We start from the raw sequence: 16,638 nt of genomic DNA on the forward strand, positions 1-16,638 counted from the left end.
AGGCTTCTGCTGTTTTGGAAATGGGTATCAGCTCGTTAACGGCACCGAGCATTTCGCTTACATATACGCCCATGAACATGATGCCGATAATTAAAAACACCTGTTTGCCGCTGATGGCGCCGTTAAAACCAACATATTTAAAAAGCTGTTTATTCATAATCCTGGCAAATACAATGGAAGGTACCGCCATAAAGAAAAACGTACTTACGAATTGTATAAGCCTTGAAAGATTTGCATTGCTGGCGTTCTTTAAAGCATTAGGCAGTTCCTGCAGGGGCACATGTAAAATGGCCTCAGCAATAAGAAAACTTACCACGCTTCCGGCAATAAGCCCAAAACCACAAAGCAGTAATAAAATTGAAAATTGGGACCACGGGTTATATCGTGGGCGTTGCATATCATAATCAAACATAAAATTTCTATAGCTTAATTTTGCTGCTTCAAATTTATAGGAGCAGACTGAGATAGCTCTGATTATTTACAAGAACCGGTATTAATGATTCTAATCGGCAATATAACATTACCTGATTTCCCTTTGCTGCTGGCGCCCATGGAAGATGTGAGCGATCCGCCTTTTCGCGCCGTGTGCAAAGACAATGGCGCCGACTTAATGTACACGGAATTTATTTCGAGCGAAGGCCTGATTCGCGATGCCATAAAAAGCAGGCAAAAGCTTGACGTGTTCGATTATGAAAAACCCATCGGCATACAGATTTTTGGCGGCGATGAAGAAGCGATGGCCATGAGCGCAAAAATTGTGGATGCCGTTAACCCTGACCTGCTGGATATAAACTTTGGCTGTCCTGTAAAAAAAGTGGTGAGCAAAGGCGCCGGCGCTGCCGTTTTAAAAGATATTGATTTGATGGAACGGTTAACAAAAGCCTGCGTAAATTCCACCTCGTTGCCGGTTACAGTGAAGACAAGACTGGGTTGGGATGAAGAAAGCAGGAACATTGTTGAAGTGGCCGAGCGCCTGCAGGATGCCGGCATTAAGGCTTTATCTGTTCACGGCAGAACGCGCAGCCAGTTATACAAAGGTGAAGCTGACTGGCGCCTGATTGCTGAAGTAAAAAACAATCCGCGCATGCACATTCCTATTTTTGGCAACGGCGATATTGATGCTCCTGAAAAAGCGCTGGAATATAAACACCGGTATGGGGTTGATGGCATTATGATTGGCCGTGCCGCTATTGGTTATCCCTGGATTTTCCATGAAATAAAACATTACCTGCAAACAGGCACCCATTTGCCTGCGCCAACCATTGAACAACGTGTTGGCGTTATAAAAAAACATTTACAGAAAAGCATTGAATGGAAAGGGCAAACATTGGGCATTCTTGAAATGCGCAGGCATTATGGCAATTACCTCAAAGGCCTTCCTAACATTAAAGAATACAGAACAAAACTCGTTACGTTAAAAGAGCCTGAAGCAATCTTTTCTTTGCTGGATGATATTAATAAAGCCTATACCGGCATTGAAATACAACCGCGAAGAATAAATATGGATGAGTTGGCGTATAGCTGCGGGTAAATCGTTGATTAAAGATTCGTGTTGTTTACTTTAAAATATTCAATACTTGATGCTTAACAATCTCTGCAATCGAACATTCCTGCCCGACTGATTCGGCCACGCAGGGATTATTGTGTTGTTGAATATTGAGTATTTTTCTTAACTAAACGACATTGAATTAAAAATCTTCTTCCTGACTCAAATACTTTTTAAAGAAATCAATGGTACGTTGCCAGGCAGGTTCTGCGGCTGCTTTATCGTAACGCGGCGTAGTAACGTTATGAAACCCATGATTTACGTTCGGATAAATATATTGCCGTATAAACTTTATTATTTGCCTGCATTATAATGATAGTTAAACCGGCCGGCAGGTGCCACGTCTCCATTCAGCCAAAAGTCCATTATATCCCCATCATGCTGCATATTATCGCTCCACTTAAACTGAAAATCCGGTTCACCGGTTATGCCGAGCAATTGTTTAGGAACTTTTATTTCAAGTTTGTTTCCGTTTACCGCATAGTCTATATCGCCCACTTTCTGCCAATACCAGGAGCCGTCTGTTTTTTCGAGCACTGCTTTCACTCCGGGGTTAACCCTGTTTATTACAAAATCATATCCTTCCCAACCGGTGTTTTTATTATTGTCTATATCAATAAAAAGCCGCATCCACGCCGGATCAGTTTTTGGTGTTAGGGGCGCCATGGTTTCTACATAGAAATATACATTGTCGTTATCTCTTGCTGCTTTCGCCAGCATAATATCATTGCGCCCGGAGTTGTTGGTATAATGCAGGCTTCCCCAGCCCGCACTGTTGCGATGTATGGTATTACCTTTATACGATTTGAAAGAAGGCGTTACTGTACTCCATTCAGCAAATTTTCCATCAATAGGAATAGTAACTGCAGCGGAAACTTTTTCGGGTGCAGGCACTCCTTTAAACCGGCGGATATTACTTACCATCTGGTAATAATAATCATCTCCATGCCCGCCTTTCATGGGTTCTACATCGCGGCTGCCTTCCTCATTGCATTCATCCGGGAAAGCATTGGTTTGTTGTTGCCATACATCGTAACGTCCGGCAATCCATTCATTCCAGCCTGTAATAAAAATAAATTCAGGGCTGATTTCCAGGGTTCTGTCCCATTGTTCCTGGAAATTATAACCATAATTCACGGCGCCCGGTTCTGTAATATGACCTTTTGCATTGGTATAACTTCTGCCAAAAGCGCCCGGCGCGTTCATTGCAGTAAGTCCTCTTTCCTTGCTCCAGTTCTGGGCCACGCCAACGGTTACCTGCTCATAACCACCGCCAGGCGTTTTCACAAAGCCATGCTGCGGATAAATTTCCAGCCATCCCCAATGATCTGGTTTTTCAGGACCTTTATTATACACCGGCTGCCCCGGACGAAAAGTAAAATATGCTTTGATCTCTTTTGTCAATGCGGGATCAGCAGGTTTGCCTTTCATATCATCGGCAAATTCAGGCATGGCCATGATTAATGGCTTGCCCTTCCACATAAAAAATAAATCCTTGTATTTGCCGGGCTTGTATAAATCCCTGTATATCTCCCGGATAATTTCCTTGCCTCCCTCGGTTAACCAAAAGGGTAACATAAATGCTATCTGTGGTGTGTGCACACCATCTTTACGGGCCTGCATAAATACTTCGCACAATTTCATGTACGATTTTTTCCAGGTGATATTGCCATTGGTACAATCAAAAATGATAACATCTACACCGGCATCTGCCAGCATTTCCGCGTGTTTGCGCAATACCCAGGCATTTGTATCGAGATAATAACCAAACAAAGGCTCGCTCCAGAACCATGGGCTATTTCGTTTAGGCCAGATGGGATTATTATAATCATCAATGGCTTTAGGATCGCGTGCAAGATACTCAGCAACATTAAACGGCGGATTTTCCAAGCCTGGCTGTGTATGCCAGGTCCAGTAAAACAATCCAACAAATTTATCTTTTTTAGGGCTGCCCACGTCTGCATATTCCGGCAGTTTTCTGCCCAGCGCATCAGTTGCTGATGCATTGGTACCAGGCACCTGTGCCTGTGTTGATATACCCAGTACAACAATCGCTAAACAAAAAAAATATTTCATATTGCGGCTTTTAATTTTTTGCTTTATCATGATTATTGTTTCCAGATACAACGGTAATTGAAGCGCCTGTTAGGAGCGCTGTCGCCGCTGGTGCATAAAGAAATGGGATCTTTCAGATCATCCGGATTATCGCACCAGTGAAAATCAATTTGATTTAAATTTTGCAATTTCTTCTTTCATTAATGTATAGTACATATCTCCGTGCCCGCCATCCATTGGTTCAATATCAGAGCTATATTCCGTAAGCCATTGATCAACGAAAACCGGTTTCTGCTGGCTTTCTCCCCAGTTGCCCGCAGCCCATTCATTCCAGGAGTGGATGAAGACAAACTTTGGTTTTACAGCAATGGCAGCTTCCATGTATTTTTTAAAATATGCGCCGCCGTTCCTGCCCTGTGCACCAGTCTCGGCATGTATGCCGTCACTTGTCATATAAGTGGCCTGGGTTGCCACAGGCGCGCACATCTGTTCCGGCTTTCCGTTATAATAAAATGCCTGTGGCGGAACATTGCTGTTTACTTTAAACTGCCAGCATTTGCCGGAATTATCCAGACCCCAGCAGTGGCGGGCGGTATAATTGGCAAATTTTCCATTGGCAGGCGCAGCAAGCTGGTTTTCATCTGCATTATTTCCATTGCCCAGCGCATCGGCAACCAGCAGTAATTTTTTTCCTGAGTAATTAAAGAAGATACCCGCATCGTATTTATTAAAGAATAAAGTTTCAACAGCGGTTAGCACACTGGCATTTTGAACGAAAAATGCAATTTTAGGGATAGGCAAATTGTTTCTTTTGCGTTCCTGCCAGCGGTTGCATAATGCGGTTGTTGCTGAAATATACGAAGGCCCATTAGGGAAATCTGCTGCCCCATTGGTAAAATCGAGCACTATCAAATCCACACCCGCATCAGTTATTAAATCTGCATGGTAATCGAGCAGCTCATTATTTGTTTGTGCAGGGTCACCATTAAAATAGAACAGGTAATTGTTTTTTATGGTTCCATCCCCATGCGTTGCGGCAAACAGGGGCTTGCCCCAAAAACTGAATTGACCTACCGGGCTATAAGCAGGAATTTGCCCCTTCATTATCCATACATCTCCCGAAGGGGATAATAATTGTGGCGTGTACATGGACGCGCCAAAAATGGGAAAATAGAACAACGCCGCATACCTAACAGCATCTGCCGTGAAAGCAATTGTATCTGTGTAATTATGCGTAACTAAAGCCTTGTTTGCTTTTCCGCAGGCCATTGCCAGGAAATATACAGTGACGATAAATATTTTTTTTACAGCATCAATCATATATTGCTTATTTTATTTAAATGAAACCGGTTGCCAGGCGGTGTTCCAATCAGCCCAGTTTGGGCCATAGGCATAGGAAATATATTGTTGCTTATCTGGATTGATATGCCCGCTCTCATCTCCGCTCCAGCCGCAGTTATGCAGGTATGGGTTGAGGTTGGTTTCTTATTTCACTTATTTTATTAAACGTTAAACCGTTGGATGATTCCCACAATACGATATAGCTATCGGCTGTAAGCCGCGAAGCGGTATGGATAGCATAATATTTTTTAAGATCAGCGCGGTATTTTACATCGCAATGATCAGCGCCGGTAATAGCCGTTTTATTAACAGCCGTGCCGTGAAGCGTTAAGTGGGCCGGCCAATCTGCATCTGATGCGGGTGCTGTAGCTACTCTTGTTTCTGTAGTTTCCAATCCATTCCATGAATAGTAAAAGAAAAGCGTATCGTTATTTACTACCATGCAGGGCTCCCCGGCTCCCCAGGCATCGGCATCACCATCAAATGTTATTACCGGCTGCGGGTTACCGCCCCATGAGGCGCCGTTCCATTTTTCCCATGGCCCGCCAGGTGAAACGGACCGGGCCACGTATGCATGGTTGAAAACACCTCTTTCATCTTCGGTAGAAGTATAACCAATATAATAATAGCCATTGCATTTTACCACGCCGGGATCGCAAACAGATAACTGGTCGCGGGAACCTTCTGTTGGTTTTAAAACCATCACGTCTTCCGTCCAGGTTTTGCCGCCATCGGCTGACTGCCGGTATGCTACCTGGTCCCAGTATGCCGCGCCTGAAGATTTATTGATTAATATGAAAGATTGATAACAGCCATCCGTAGCCGCCCCATCTTTAAAGTTACTGACGCCTTCAACGTTGCCGTCTTTTTTCCAAACACCGGCTGTACCGGAAGGGTCGGTTAATATCCATAAATAGATACCGGCAGGGAACTTGTTTTCACTGGCTACCTGCAGGTTCTGATTATCCTGGTAATTATTATATACAGTTGTAAGCAGCGGGGTAGAAGCTACTGTTGACGCATAATCGTTACCCCATTGGTACAGGCTTAAGGTTAAACTACTGTTGGCTGATCCCCAGTTCGGACATGCAACAGCAACCGCATAAAATGAATCTGTGCTGGTAAATTTCTGAGCGGCCGTATTGCCCGTTGTTAAGCTTATAGCAGTTTGCGTGCCCGACTCATTATAGCATACTATTTTTTCTCCAAACGTTTCACCAGGTGCGGCAAACCAGGCATCAATGGTGCCATCATCATTTTCTATAATAGAAGGCCCATACCTGTATGTTCCGCCAGTATAAATATCCCATCCGCTTTGCACGGTAAAAATATTTTTATATAAAGTATCCGCAGCTAATGTATCATCAACTGGCAGGCCTGACTTGCTGCAACTTCCGGCAACAATCAACATCCATGCTATTAAAATTTTATTCATATAAAAGAGAATGCTATCAGATGTGAGCTTTCAGTGGTCATCTTTCAAACGTCTCAATATTCAACACAGCATAACCTGCATCTTGCTGATACCCCTACCAATCCGGGTTCTGCCAGTCTTCCCCGGTAAGCCCCATCATTTTATACACTTCAGACTGATCTATCGGGTACAATAGCCATTTTTCAGACGAACAGTTTCTGTTTGTGAATTTAAAACGGGTATAAGTAAACGCAGAGGCTGATTTGGTAATGCGCATGCCTGTAACAAACTGGTCTGTTTCATCAAGGATTTTCCACCTGCGCACATCAAAGAAGCGGTGTTCCTCAAAAGCAAATTCTATTCTGCGCTCATTGCGGTAACGGGTTTCAAATTCTTCTGTTGTTAACCCTGCAGGCAGTTCCGGCATACCGGCTCTTGCTCTTATCATATTAACCGCTTCTCTTGCAGATAAGGAAGAACCATTCACGGTTACTTCCGCATCAGGGCCTACAGTTTGATAAGCCGCTTCTGCAAAATTCATCAGCAATTCAGCATACCTGAACAAGCGTATAGCGCCATCTGATTCATTGCTTATTCCTGACCGGTGGCTATTGAATTTGCGCATATAATAACCGGTGCGGGTATGCTTCCTGTCGTCTGTGGCTATGCCTTCATTTCCGCCTACATAGGTTTGGATAGTATATCCTGCCGGCTGGTCAAGATAACGCAATGCGCCATTATAATATATGGAAGCATAAAAGCGCGGATCTCTTCCTTCATACGGATTTTCGGGATCATATCCGGAAGCAGGGTTAATAATAGGTATTAAATGGCTGGCATCGCTATACCCGAGTATAGCCGGCTCGCCGTTTGCCATTTCGTAAGCATCAATCAAATCCTGTGTAGGGCAGGGGCCTGCTTTATCTACACCATCTGTAGAAGGCAGACCCGCGTATTTCCAAACCTGCATCTGCGTGCCACACTGGTAGATGGTTTCTTTATCTACCGCACGGCGATCGTTAGACGAGGTAAGAAAATATGTGGCATATACATTTTGTGCCTCGGTTGATCCTGAAAACACATCAAACAATTCATAGCCATTTGCAGAACATTGATATAATGCCTCTGCCGTGATGTCCAGCGCGTCCTGCCAGGTATATGTGCCATCTGAAAACAGCGGGCTTGCCGCATAAGTAATTGCCTGCGACATAATAGCGTACGGCACGGCACGGGACATAATGCCAAACTGGTTATCATATATTTCCCAAGGGAAGCCGGAAGATGTGCTGGGAGCGGCAAGCGCTTCATTACAGTCTGTAAGAATTTGTGCAACTACTTCTGAAAATGCAGATTTCTTATCAGTTGAAAAATCATGGTCAATCTCATAAGGGGTTGTTATTAACGGAACACTGCCATACCGTTTAATCAATTGCAAATAATATAAGGCCCTTAACGTTTTTGCCTGCGCTACCCATCCTTCTTTCTCATCATCTCCCGCTATTACCTGTGCGGTTTTCATTCCCTCAATAAAAGTATTGCACTTTCTTATGCCAATATAAAGATTCGTCCAGGGGCTTCCATCTGATGAATAGGAAGCATAGTCAGAGCTGGTAACATTTCCCCCATACCAAATACTATATTTTGATCCGGCAGTTATATCATCTGCATCTTCTGCCTCATCGGTGTAAGAGGCCCTGTCCATATAAGGGGCCGGGCAATAACCATAACAGGAGTTCAGGTATCCCCTTACCTGATTATAATCATTAAAAACATTGTCCAGGGATATTCTTCCATCTGCCTGCAGGTCCAGTTGCTTATTACAAGATGTGATGGTAAAAATCACCATTGCAACCATTATTATATTTATATATTTTTTCATTCTGTTTCTGTTTAATCGTATTGGTTTACTATGTAAATAGGAATAATGAATCAATGCGCATTAAAAGGTTACACTTAAACCAAAATTATATACCCTGTACACCGGAAAACCCAGGTAGCCGCTGCCTTCGGGCCCAAAGTCCTTGCTTTTCATTTTATCCCATGTAATAAGATTTTGCCCGCTTAGCAACAGCCTGATACTTTGTGCGGATATGGCGTTTGCTGCTTTGCCTGAGAATGTATAAGAAAGCTCTACATTTTTTAGTCTTACAAAAGAGCGATTATAAGAGAAAAAATCGCTTGGCTGGTGATTAACGCTTTGTTTTGCCGATAAGGCCGGATATAAAATCTGCTCTCCCGCCGCATAACGTTCGGCCGTCCATGATTTGCTGTGCAAGGCGCCAAAAACTCCATCATAAGAAATTTCGTACACTCCCGTTCCACTGTATATGGAGCTAAACTGTCCTATGCCCTGAAATAAAATATTCAGTTCAAAAGATTTATATCTAAGCCTTCCATTTATACCATAAGCATATCTTGGTATTGCCCCATATCCTATAGGGGCCTTATCTCTTTCATCAATCGTGCCGTCGCCGTTCAGGTCTTTGTAAATTAAATCTCCTAAACGGGGGGCGCCAAAACTATAATCCAGTGTATTATTGTTCAGCTCTGTTTCTGTGTTGAACATACCGTTGCCATTGCTGCGATCTACCAAGTACCCAAATTCCTGTCCGTAAGAGAATCCCTCCTCTTGTTTACTGTAAGCATAATCCGACGTTCTTTCAGACTCATTAACATTAATAATTGTGTTCTTTGCATAAGAAAGGTTTCCTCCCAATGAAGCGCCCCAGTCACTATTAAATTCTTTGGAATAATCAACAGAAATTTCAAACCCTTTGTTTTCGTATTTACCCTGGTTTAAAGAAGGGTAATTGCTCAGCGGGATGCCCTGGTAGCTGGGAATGGTTCCGGTGGCAGATACAACCATGTTGTTTACGCGCTCCTTAAATACATCTGCTGTAATTGTTATTGCATTAAACAGCCCGATATCAATACCGCCATTGGCTTTAGCGGAAACCTCCGCGCTGATTCCCGGATTGCCTTTTGTGTTTTCAACAACAAGATATTGCAAAGAGCCTATTGTACCACCCGTGGTGAGCCGAACATCGTCTTCATAAGCAAACCGGTTAAGGCCACTTTGGTCGTTAGCTGTTTTACCATAAGACGCCCTCACCTTTAATAATGTTAAAACCTTATTATCCTGCAAAAAAGGCTCTTTGCTGATTACCCAGCCGGCGCCTGCAGAAGGAGTAAAAGTATATCTTGCATTCCTTGCATATTGGTCTGAGCCGGAATAACCGAAATCAAGCTTTAATAAATACTTTTCGCTGTAATTATATATTAACTCAGCCCCTGTGTGCACCCGTTTATAAGGAAAAGAATAAGGTGCGGTTACTTCTGTTTTTGTCAGGTCCTGGTAAAACATATAGCCAAAAGCCTGTATGTTATGCTTTCTAAAACTTCTTTGATAATTCAGCAGCGCATTATAGGTAAGATGATAATAAAATGAACTGCTTTTAGAATAAGCCAGTGCGGTATTTAATTCAGAGCCATCCTGAATAAAGACTAGGGAATCATCTATATTTTTATCTCTTGTATATCTTTCAAAATCCTGCGTGGTGTACAGGCTGCCTACAGAGTTAGTTTGATAATTAAAAGTGCCGGTTAAGGAAAGCCCTTTGGTAATAAAGCCCAAATCAAGGTTCACTCCAAACTGAGAGGTGGTATTGGTAACTGTATATCTCGCATAACCGGTACGGTTAAGCAAGCCATAAGTTGGGCTGTGCACAGTAGCCGTGCTTACCACTTCACCTCCTTCATCAATAATTTCACCTGTTGTTTTGTCTGTTATTTTGGGGGTTACAGGACCATAAACATTGGAAGGGATCAGGAATATACTGCTGTAAACATTCTGGTTGCTGGCGCCACCCGGGGTGCGTTCTCTTTTAATATTACCGCTTAGCCTCACATACGCCTTTATCCACTTATTAATGTTCATATCTACATTGCTTCTGTAATTCACCCACAAATTGTTGGCATCAGGATTATAGCGGGTTTGATCTGTTTTAAAATAACCACCCTGGTGCATTACATTTATATTGGAATAGTATTGAATATTATCACTTCCTCCCGTAAGGTTTACGCTCACTCTTTCCATCCTGGCCAAATCTTTCATAAATCTTTTATACCAGTTGTTGTCAGGATATAACAGCGGATCAGCGCCCGATTTGTATGCTGCTATAGCTTCATCTGAATACGGCGCTTCAAAAGGATTATCCGGATCATATACATAATCATTTTTTGCAGCAAGATTTTTTAGTTCGGCATAAGTGGCGGCATCATAATAAGCCGGTTTGGTAGTTACCTGTTGCACAGATTGATCGAGCCTGGTCCTGATTTCCAATGCACCTTTTCTCCCTCTCTTTGTTTTTACAACCAGTAATCCATTACCGCCTAATATACCATACAAAGCCTGTGAAGAAGCGTCTTTTAAGACAGTGATAGATTCAATTTCGGCAGGTGAAATATAGGCAAGCGTCTGATCGCTGTTATATGGAACCAAAACCCCATCCACCACTACCAGCGGGCCGGTATTTCTTGCAAAGCTAAATCCTCTAACAGCCATTGAAGTAGTGGAACGTGAAAGCTCAGAATAAGTTTCAAGCGTGGTAAGCCCCGCGAGCCGGCCGGCCAGCGTTTGGCCAAAATTGGCAACAGGAGCACGCTCCAGCTCAGCGCCCGTAACAACAGCCGCTGCACCTGTGAACACGCCGCGGCGCTGACTGTTATAGCCAAGCTGAATTTCTTCATCGAGCTTATGAACATCCGGCTGCAGCTGCGCATTTATTGTTTTGTCTTCACCGATATTTTTTGTAACGATAAGGCACCCTGTATATTTAAAAGCAATGGCGCCGCTGCCATCGGAAATACTTAAAGAATACTCACCGTTTTTATCAGTGGATGTTCCGTTTTTGCCATTGCCGGAATTGACCTCTACGCCATACATTGGATTACCAAACTGGTCTGTAACCCGGCCTTTAAGTGAAGGCGAAGCATCTTGTGCATAACACAGCTGCTGTATAACCATAAACAACACAATGAAAGCAAGCATTATGGTTTTTGAAGTATTATATCTCATTTGAATATCATTAGTTTTTTTGCTGATAAAGTATGTTTTACCATCCGGGGTTTTGCCAGTCATCGCCAGTAATGGCTTTTAACCTGTTGGCCTCATCTAACGGCACAGGAAACCACAGGTATTTATTTGTGTAGTTTTTTCGCTCTGTGTCTCTTACAACCCTTCTTTTATAGGTAAAGGAATTGTTGCCTGTACGGGTAATTTCCATGGCTGTTATCCATTTGTCAGTTTTGGATAAATCATCTGTAGGATTGCTCCACCTGCGTACATCAAAATACCTGTTTTCTTCAAAAGCCAATTCAACCCTTCTTTCGTGATGTACCCGGCTTATGAGCTGGGCCTGGGTTAAGCTGGAAGGAATATCAGGCATTCCAACCCTGCTTCTTATCTCGTTTACTGCATCCCGGGCCTCATCCAGCTTTCCGGCCTCTGCGGCTGCTTCTGCAAAGTTTAAAATCACCTCACCCAGCCTGAAATATTTCCACTGCGCCCCTGCAACAACATTATTTGCCCCGGAATTGGGATGTAAAAACTTCCTTTCAAAATACCCTGTTCTTGTAGCTTTTCTTACGGAAGCATCTATACCTGTTTGAGGCTCGCCTACATAAGTGGCAATTATTCTTGTTCTGTAACCCGTGCTTGCCGGATAGTTCTCATAAGATGCTGAAGTTTCGTCAAACCCCCACCAGGCTGTGCGCTTAGATCCATTGTAATAAATAGAAGCATAAAAGCGAGGATCCCTGTTAGCATAAGGATTATTAGGATCGTACAGCGTATTGTCAGGATTGTAATTAGGCTGAAGATGTTGTTCATCCAAATAAGGATTATCCAAATCAAGAATGGGCTGGCCGTCTGTTGTTTCATACGAGTCCACTAATTCCTGTGAAGGGCAGGTGCCGCTTTTATAACCATCCTGCGCGCCAATGCCATCAATATTCCAGATATTGCCCTGGCTTTCACGTCCCTGGTAAATGGTTTCATTATCTACTGCTGTTGAAGAATATGTTGCAGATTGTGTAAAATATTCATTATACAAAGCCGCGTATGTGTCTTTGTCCGGGCCAATGTGGGCATCGTCGGAGAGATAGGTTGCCGAATAATTAACCTTGTTATATAATGCATATCCCCAATCACGCAAATGTTGCAACGAAGCCTTATTTACTTCGTATGCCTCCTCCCAGTAATTTTCTCCTCCATTATTTAACGGGCTTGCAGCAAACAAAATCACTTTAGACTTTATGGCTTCGGCCAATGCTTTGGTAACCCTGTAAGGCTCGTTGGTAGTAATGCGTGTGGGCAAGGCAGATATTGCCAATGCCGAATCGCAGTCTTCCATTATAAATTTGGTCAGGTCATAATAGCTCGCTTTTTCCAATCCTGAAAAGTCTGCTGTAAATTCAAAAGGTTCGCGCATGATGGGCAATACGGCTCCATACCATTTTAATAATTCATGGTAGTAATACGCCCGCAGCACATACGCCTCTGCTTTCATGCGCTGACGGTTCGTTTCGTCATCTACGCTGGCTGCATCTATGCGCTGCAGAAAATAAGAACAATTATGAATAGCGTTCCAGTAACGGTTCCAGTAATCACCGTTGCCGGCATCAGAACTTCTGTCAACTGCAGGAAAATTGGAGGCAGAAGCATCCCCATTGTATAACCTGCCCGACATGATCCGTGGTTCAGCCTCTGCATCCGTATCCCAGGCTTCATCGCTCCATTCCACAGGGCCCCTGCTCCAGAAATAATACCTAACTCCTTTTCCCGGAAGATTTTCATAACAACTATTTAAAAAGGCTTCTACTTTATCATTATCATTAAAAACATCATCCAGGGAAATTTTACCGTCGGGCGCCATATCCAGCGCTTTTTTACACGCACTAAAAAATAATATGGCAACCAGCAAAAGCAACAGCAGCTTCTTAATTTTTTCTATACCGTATAAAGCACCGGTACAGAAAGCGCGCAAAATATTTTTTTGATTATTCATATACATCGAAATCTAAATGTTTAGAAAGTTATGTTCATGCCGCAGTTTAAAGACTTGGTTACAGGATAGCCATGCGCAGAACTATTTTCAGGGTCCAGGTGGTCCATCCGCAGTTTATCCCAGGTAAAGAAATTATAAGCGCTTATGTATGCCCTTATTCCCTGTACATGGAGCGTTTTAAGCAGGGAAGAGGAAAAGTTATATGCCAGCTCAATATTCTTGATCCGAATAAACGACCTGTCCATAACAAAGAAATCATTTGCACGGTGATTGGTTGTAGTAACCGTGCTTAACGCGGGATAAGTAATTTTTTCTCCGGCAGCATACCGTTCTGCTGTCCATGCATGCTTATGGTAGCTATAATACGTGCCCAGTTTAATATTTTCATATACCCCTACCCCCTGGGCGGCATACGTGCCGGAATACCTGCCAACTCCCTGAAAAAAAGTGCTGAATTCAATGCCTTTATAATTTAAGCTTAACATCAAGCCATAAATCCGGCCAGGGATGCTGGTGTATTTTATGGGCGCGAGGTCTTTATCATTTACCTCCCCGTCTTCGTTCAAATCCTTATAAATAAAATCGCCTAACCTTGGAGTTCCAAAACCATATGTTGTTTTAGATAAATAAGCATCCAGTTCTTTCTGAGAATTAAAATAGCCGTTACCGTTAGAATAATCAATCTTATACCCCCATCGCTGGCCAAGAGAAAATCCCGTAGTGCGATAACGGTAAGCGTAAGTTTCATCACTGATGGGCTCATCATAAAATTTTACTATATTATGATTGAAGCCCAGGTTTCCCTTTATTAAAAAGGAAAATTTTTCCGATAACTTTTTGTTATAGGTTACCTCAAGTTCATATCCCCGGTTATTAACTATCCCCATATTTACTTTTGGAATATCATCAAGGGGCACACCCTGCAATGCCGGCACCGTACCGCGGGAGATAAGGATATCTGTTCTTTTCTCGAAGAAGTAATCAAACGAAACGCTCAGATCATTAAACAACTCCAGATCAATCCCATAGTTTTGTTTTGCCGAAACTTCCCATGAAATATTAGGGTTCCCCAATAAACCCTGGCTTATTCCCTGCCCCCTTCCCAGGCTGCTTAAAGGGCCCGAGCCGACAGTAATATTATCCAGATAAAGAAAGCGTTCATCTGCAATCTGATCATTACCCACTTTGCCATAAGATGCCCGCAATTTTAAATTGGAAACCGTATGAGACAGGGCTCCAAAAAAAGGCTCCTTGCTTATAACCCAGCCTGCAGATGCCGCAGGAAAAAAGCCAAACCTGTTAGCGGGCGCAAATTGTTCAGAGCCATTATACCCCAGGTCTATTTCTACGAGATACCGCTTATCATAATCATAAGTTGCCCTTCCCGACAAGCCCAATACATTATAAGGAATTTCACCGCTTGTTGTTTCCCAATAGTCTCTTTGTGCAAGCGCCATTGCACTTACATTATGCTTTCCAAAAGCGTTTTGGTAATTAATTGACCCCTGCAAATTGATATTGTAACGGGAATCGTATTCTTTAGCAATGCTCAGGAAAGATTCCGCATTGCGCGATACGGCATAAGAAAGCGAATTGGTTTCGTAATCAACAAGCGCTAAATATAACCGCTCGTTTTTGTACCCATCCATAGCGCTGGTAGATTTGGAATCGTAAGAAATCATTCCTTTAATGGATAATCCCGGAACTACAAGCTTGCTTAAATCCCATTCTGCGCCCAGGGAAGAATTAAGGTTGGAGCGCATTTCATTTCTGAACCCCTGCCTGTTCATAATTTCAAATGCAGAACGGTCTAAATAATCGGGATATACCACAGCGCCTTCCGGTACGCCATATCCACCCAGGGTAACCGGGCCCGGGGTTATGGGCAATACAGTTTGTACCTGGTATATTAAATCGCTCATCATCCAGGATGTGCTATACCCGTATGTGCCTGCAGACGGCATGTTTACCCGTTCTATATAGCTGCCAATATTTAAAAAGGCTTTAAAAGAAGGGCTTATTTTATAATCAAGGTTTGCCCTGAAGTTGTAACGGTCCATCCAAACGGAGGGGTCGTACCCTAACTGCGATTTGGGCTCTGTATTAAGATTTCCTCCCTGGTGCAAAAACGTACCATTTACAAAATAGTTAAGCTTTCCCGTGCCGCCGGTTATGCCAAGGTTAATCCTGGTCTGTGGCGTATTCTTTTTAATCAGCTCGCCATACCAATAGTGATCCGGATAAATATACTTTCTAAGCGCCGCCTGCTCTGCATAATCGGAAGCATTAGGATCAAGGCCTTCCAGAGGATTTTCATATTTGGCAATAACTTCATCAGAGTACGGCGCTGCTATGCCATCATTTTCTGAAGCTTCATTGCGCAATTTTAGATATTCAACGGAGTGCAGGCGCTCCGGTTCACGCGTAAATGAGCTAAAGCTTTGATCAATACTTGCAGTAAGCTGTGCTTTGCCGGATGCCCCTCTTTTGGTTGTGATCAAAATAACGCCATTGGCGCCTCTTACTCCAAACACCGCCGTTGCAGAGGCGTCTTTTAATATGGAAATACTTGCCACTTCGGTAGGATCAACTGTACGGATATTATCGCGGGGAACGCCATCAATTAATATCAATGGGCTATTGCCATTCACAGTGGCTGCACCACGCAGGTATAAAGTTGCATCATCATGCCCCGGCTGCCCGCCGCCAGACTGAATGGATGTAAGGCCGGATAACCTCCCCGCAAGCGCATTGGCCAAACTTGCGGATGAGCTTTGTTTGAGCTGCTCGGTATTTACAGTAGATACAGCGCCCGTAACTGTAATTTTCTTTTGGGAACCATAGGCTACCACAACCACATCATCCATCGAATTAACAACGGGTTTCAGTATCACCTGTATTTTACTGGTTTGCGATACAGCCACTTCCTGTTCCTGCATGCCCACATACCTAAAAATGAGGGTGGTATTTTCGCCAGGCACACTGATACTGAAGGTACCGTCTGCGGCAGAAGAAACACCTTTGGCAGAGCCTTTTACCAAGATACTTACATTGGAAAGAGGCGCACCATTTTCATCTTCCACTTTGCCGGTAATAACGGTATCTGTTTTGTACAATGATTGCAATTGTATTAAAACATTGTTCATAGCGCTGTTTCTTACTACAAGCACCTCTGGGGAATAGCCAACAGATGTTATAACTAAGGTGAAAGGATA

The 16,638-nt window shown here is 43.2% G+C and carries 10 protein-coding genes; 1 reads left to right on the forward strand and 9 read right to left on the reverse strand.

All coding sequences use genetic code 11. The features are described from left to right. A partial coding sequence (locus tag QM629_RS13895) for a hypothetical protein (RefSeq protein ID WP_415160486.1) occupies nucleotides 1-412 on the reverse strand: 412 nt, incomplete at its 3' end. 84 nt (nucleotides 413-496) lie between these two features. Between QM629_RS13895 and dusB the strand changes: the two genes are divergently transcribed. Then, nucleotides 497-1,531: a tRNA dihydrouridine synthase DusB gene (dusB, locus tag QM629_RS13900; protein WP_415160487.1), complete on the forward strand. Its 1,035-nt coding sequence runs from the start codon at nucleotides 497-499 to the stop codon at nucleotides 1,529-1,531. 157 nt (nucleotides 1,532-1,688) lie between these two features. Here dusB and QM629_RS13905 read toward each other — a convergent pair whose 3' ends face one another. The 8 genes from QM629_RS13905 to QM629_RS13940 all read right to left on the reverse strand — a co-directional run. Next, nucleotides 1,689-1,844, reverse strand: coding sequence for a dienelactone hydrolase family protein (locus QM629_RS13905; RefSeq protein WP_415160495.1), 156 nt, complete (start codon nucleotides 1,842-1,844; stop codon nucleotides 1,689-1,691). Continuing rightward, nucleotides 1,841-3,652 (reverse strand): hypothetical protein, encoded by a 1,812-nt coding sequence (locus QM629_RS13910; RefSeq protein ID WP_415160488.1) that lies wholly within the window; start codon nucleotides 3,650-3,652, stop codon nucleotides 1,841-1,843. The genes QM629_RS13905 and QM629_RS13910 overlap by 4 nt, the downstream gene beginning before the upstream one ends. 114 nt (nucleotides 3,653-3,766) lie before the next feature. Further along, nucleotides 3,767-4,921, reverse strand: a complete 1,155-nt coding sequence (locus tag QM629_RS13915; RefSeq protein ID WP_415160489.1) for a hypothetical protein — start codon at nucleotides 4,919-4,921, stop codon at nucleotides 3,767-3,769. A gap of 136 nt (nucleotides 4,922-5,057) precedes the next feature. After that, complete coding sequence (locus tag QM629_RS13920; RefSeq protein ID WP_415160490.1) at nucleotides 5,058-6,377, reverse strand: hypothetical protein; 1,320 nt, start codon at nucleotides 6,375-6,377, stop codon at nucleotides 5,058-5,060. Nucleotides 6,378-6,471: 94 nt separating this feature from the next. Beyond that, nucleotides 6,472-8,235, reverse strand: a complete 1,764-nt coding sequence (locus QM629_RS13925; protein WP_415160491.1) for a RagB/SusD family nutrient uptake outer membrane protein — start codon at nucleotides 8,233-8,235, stop codon at nucleotides 6,472-6,474. A gap of 60 nt (nucleotides 8,236-8,295) precedes the next feature. Next, on the reverse strand, nucleotides 8,296-11,433 hold the full coding sequence (locus QM629_RS13930; protein WP_415160492.1) for a SusC/RagA family TonB-linked outer membrane protein: 3,138 nt from the start codon (nucleotides 11,431-11,433) through the stop codon (nucleotides 8,296-8,298). Between the two features lie 37 nt (nucleotides 11,434-11,470). After that, nucleotides 11,471-13,423 (reverse strand): RagB/SusD family nutrient uptake outer membrane protein, encoded by a 1,953-nt coding sequence (locus QM629_RS13935; protein WP_415160493.1) that lies wholly within the window; start codon nucleotides 13,421-13,423, stop codon nucleotides 11,471-11,473. 20 nt (nucleotides 13,424-13,443) lie between these two features. Next, nucleotides 13,444-16,638, reverse strand: a 3,195-nt coding sequence (locus tag QM629_RS13940) for a SusC/RagA family TonB-linked outer membrane protein (RefSeq protein ID WP_415160494.1), incomplete at its 5' end; no start/stop codon positions are given.

The organism is Parafilimonas sp. (assembly GCF_047606085.1).
In the GTDB taxonomy this organism is placed as follows: domain Bacteria; phylum Bacteroidota; class Bacteroidia; order Chitinophagales; family Chitinophagaceae; genus Parafilimonas.

Coding starts and splice junctions, on each gene's coding strand:
- dusB (WP_415160487.1), top strand. CDS start 497: ATGATTCTAATCGGCAATATAACATTACCTGATTTCCCTTTGCTGCTG.
- QM629_RS13910 (WP_415160488.1), bottom strand. CDS start 3,652: ATGATAAAGCAAAAAATTAAAAGCCGCAATATGAAATATTTTTTTTGT.
- QM629_RS13915 (WP_415160489.1), bottom strand. CDS start 4,921: ATGATTGATGCTGTAAAAAAAATATTTATCGTCACTGTATATTTCCTG.
- QM629_RS13920 (WP_415160490.1), bottom strand. CDS start 6,377: ATGAATAAAATTTTAATAGCATGGATGTTGATTGTTGCCGGAAGTTGC.
- QM629_RS13925 (WP_415160491.1), bottom strand. CDS start 8,235: ATGAAAAAATATATAAATATAATAATGGTTGCAATGGTGATTTTTACC.
- QM629_RS13930 (WP_415160492.1), bottom strand. CDS start 11,433: ATGAGATATAATACTTCAAAAACCATAATGCTTGCTTTCATTGTGTTG.
- QM629_RS13935 (WP_415160493.1), bottom strand. CDS start 13,423: ATGAATAATCAAAAAAATATTTTGCGCGCTTTCTGTACCGGTGCTTTA.